General features: G+C 63.1%; 3 protein-coding genes. All 3 read right to left on the reverse strand.

Translation table 11 applies throughout. The annotated features are described in order from the left end of the window. On the reverse strand, positions 1 to 1273 hold a 1273-nt coding region (locus Q8Q83_RS17980), incomplete at its 3' end, for an efflux RND transporter permease subunit (RefSeq protein WP_305625496.1). A gap of 27 nt (positions 1274 to 1300) precedes the next feature. Further along, positions 1301 to 2449 (reverse strand): efflux RND transporter periplasmic adaptor subunit, encoded by a 1149-nt coding sequence (locus Q8Q83_RS17985; protein ID WP_305625497.1) that lies wholly within the window; start codon positions 2447 to 2449, stop codon positions 1301 to 1303. Between the two features lie 243 nt (positions 2450 to 2692). Then, on the reverse strand, positions 2693 to 3043 hold a 351-nt coding region (locus tag Q8Q83_RS17990; protein ID WP_305625498.1), incomplete at its 5' end, for a methyl-accepting chemotaxis protein.

Consider the following 3043-nt stretch of genomic DNA (forward strand, 5'->3'; position numbering starts at 1 on the left):
CGAGGGCCGCGTCGAACGGCGTCTTGCCTTCCTCTATATGGCGGTGGATGTTTTCCACCACCACTATCGCATCATCCACCACCAGGCCGATGGCCAGCACCATGGCCAGCAGGGTCAGCAGATTGATCGAGTAACCCATCAGCTGCATAAAGAACAGCACGCCGATCATCGACAGCGGGATGGTGATCACCGGGATCAGCACCGAGCGCAGCGCGCCGAGGAACAGGAACACCACCACTATGACGATCAGCACCGCCTCGGCCAGGGTCTTCACCACTTCGTCGATGGAGGCCTGGATAAAGCGGGTGGCGTCGTAGGCGATGGACACCTTGAGGTTCGGCGGCAGCTGCGCCTCCAGCTCCGGCAGCAGGCCGCGCACCTCCTTGATCACCTCCAGTGGGTTGGCGCTGGGGGTGCCCTTGATGGCGATATACACGGACGGGATGCCGTCGAAGGAACTCAGCGAGTCGTAGTTCTCGGCGCCCATCTCCACCCGTGCCACGTCGCGGATCAGCACGCGGCTATCGCCGACCGTCTTCAGCGGGATGGCGGCGAAGGCCTCGGGGGATTTCAGGTCGGTCTCGGCGTTGATGCTGGTGACCACATACTCGCCCTTCATCTCGCCGGCGGCGGCGAGGAAGTTGTAGTCGCGCACGGCGTCGTTGACGTCGGCGGCGGTCACGCCATAGGCGGCCATCTTCACCGGGTCGAGCCACAGGCGCATGGCGAACACCTGGTTGCCGAGAATCTCGGCCTCGGCCATGCCGGGCAGGGTGGCCAGCTTGGGCTGGATCACCCGCGACAGGTAGTCGGTGATCTGCGGGTTGCTCAGTTCATCGCTGTAGAAGCTGATATACATCAGCGCCGAGGAGTCGGCCGCTTCCTTGCTCAGCACCGGGTCCTGGGCGTCTTGGGGCAACTGGTTCTTCACCTCGTTGGCCTTGGCCAGCAGCTCGGTGAACAAGCGGTCGCTGTCGGCGCCGATGCGCGCGTAGATCGAGACGATCGACAGGTTCTGTCGGCTTACCGAGGTCATGTAGTCGATGCCTTCGGCGCTGGCCAGGCTCTGTTGCAGCGGCTGGGTGATATAGCCCTGAATGGTCTCGGCGTTGGCGCCGGGATAAGCCGTGGTCACGGTGATCAGGGCGTTTTCCATCTGCGGGTACTGGCGGATGGTCAGTTTGCTGAACGCCTGCAAGCCGAGCAGGATGATCAGCAGGCTGACCACAGTGGCCAGCACCGGGCGACGGATAAAGGGATCGGTAAAAGCCATAGATAGGTTCCTTTACACCGGCGTCGGTTATTGCTCGACGCTGGTCTGGCTGTTTTCTGCAATGGCCGGCTCGGCGGCAATCGTGATATGGGCGCCGTTATCCAGTTTCAGTTGGCCGGCGCTGACCACCTGCTCACCGGCCTTGAGGCCCTTGAGGATCACCACCTGGCCGTCGCGGCGTTCGCCGGTTTCGACAGAACGCCGTTCGACCAGCAGCTCGGCCTGGCCCTTGGCGTCTTTGACTGGCTGACCCTCTTCGTCTTTTTTCTCCACTATCAGGTACACCGAGTTGCCGTAGAGGGTGTAGGTGATGGCGGTTTCCGGTACCAGCACCTGCAGTGGGGTTTCCGGTAGCAACACCTGCAGGTTGGCGAACATGCCGGGCAGCAGCTTGTTGTCCGGGTTGTCCAGCATGGCGCGCACCTGCACGTTACGGGTGCTGTCTTCGACCTTGGGATTGATCGCGCTGATCTCGCCCTCGAACTGCTCGTCCGGGTAGGCGGCGACGCTCAGGCGCACGCGCTCGCCTAGGGCCAGCTTGGGCACGGCCTGCTCCGGCAGGAAGAAATCGACATGCAGCTTGGACAGGTCCTGCAGGGTGGCGATGGTGGTGCCGGACGACAGGTAGTCGCCGACGTCCACCTGACGAATCCCTATGGTGCCGGCGAAGGGCGCGAGGATGCGTTTCTTGGCCAGCTGCGCTTGCAACTGGGCGACGCTGGCGTTGGCTTTCTGCAGGCCGGCTTCGAGTCGGTCGAACTCGCTTTTCGAGATGCTCTGGCGGTTGACCAGGCTGCGCCCACGCTCGAACTCGACCCGCGCCAGGCCCAGTTCGGCCTGTGCAGTGCCCAGGCCGGCCTGCTCGACATCGCTGTCCATCTGGATCAGCGGCTGGCTGAGGCTGACCTGTTCGCCGGAGCGAAACAGCACCTGCTGCACCGTGCCGCCGACTTCCACGGTCAGGTCGACGCCCTGGATGGCTTTAAGCGTGCCGATGGCCGGCAGGCGACCCTGCCAGGGCTGTTCGACGGCTGTGGCCGCGGACACGCGGATGGCCGGCTGCGGAGCCGAGAACATCTGGATTTGTTGGTAGAAAGAAAAGCCTTTGACGGCGGCGAGGGCGAGTACCACGAGGAGCACAACGCCCAGCATGATCAGCATGCGGCGCAGTAACATATTCCGGTTCCTTGGCAGGGCAAATGGGGCCTGGGAATAGGCAAGACAGGCACCATAGTCCCAGCCTCGGTGGCCTGTCAAAGATTCGCATTTGGGCTTTGTGAGTGGGTGTTGCGAGCTGACTCAGTGGTCAGTTATCCGGGCTGTTTACGGGTGGTTGCTGGCCTTTTGCCGCGTTTTATAAGCCTGTGCGCGAGCTAAACAGCCTGCCTGTCGATCGGCGATTGGCAGGCTGGGCGGAGCTTAGGAACCGAGGCGCTGGGTGACCTTGCCGAGTTCGCTGGAGAGGCCTTGCAGGTTCAGGCTGGCGGCCTGGGTGCGCTCGACGTTCTCCTGGTTGGAACTGGCGATGGCGGTGATTTCGGTGAGGTTGCGCGAGATGTCTTCGGCCACAGAGGTCTGCTCCTCGGCGGCGGTGGCGATCTGCCGGTTCATATCGCGAATGGCCTCCACGGCGCCGGTGATCAGCTGCAGGGTGGCGCCGGCTTCGGTGACCTGGGTGACCCCGGCTTCGCTGCGTTGCTGACCGCTTTCGATGGCGCGCACGGCATTGGCCGCGCCGGTTTGCACCGTGTCGATGATCTGGTGGATTTC

It is taken from the genome of Pseudomonas sp., assembly GCF_030696055.1.
GTDB lineage: Bacteria > Pseudomonadota > Gammaproteobacteria > Pseudomonadales > Pseudomonadaceae > Aquipseudomonas.

What these genes read in the sequence shown, in the direction of transcription:
- Q8Q83_RS17985 (WP_305625497.1), bottom strand. Translation starts at nt 2,449, where the DNA reads ATGTTACTGCGCCGCATGCTGATCATGCTGGGCGTTGTGCTCCTCGTG.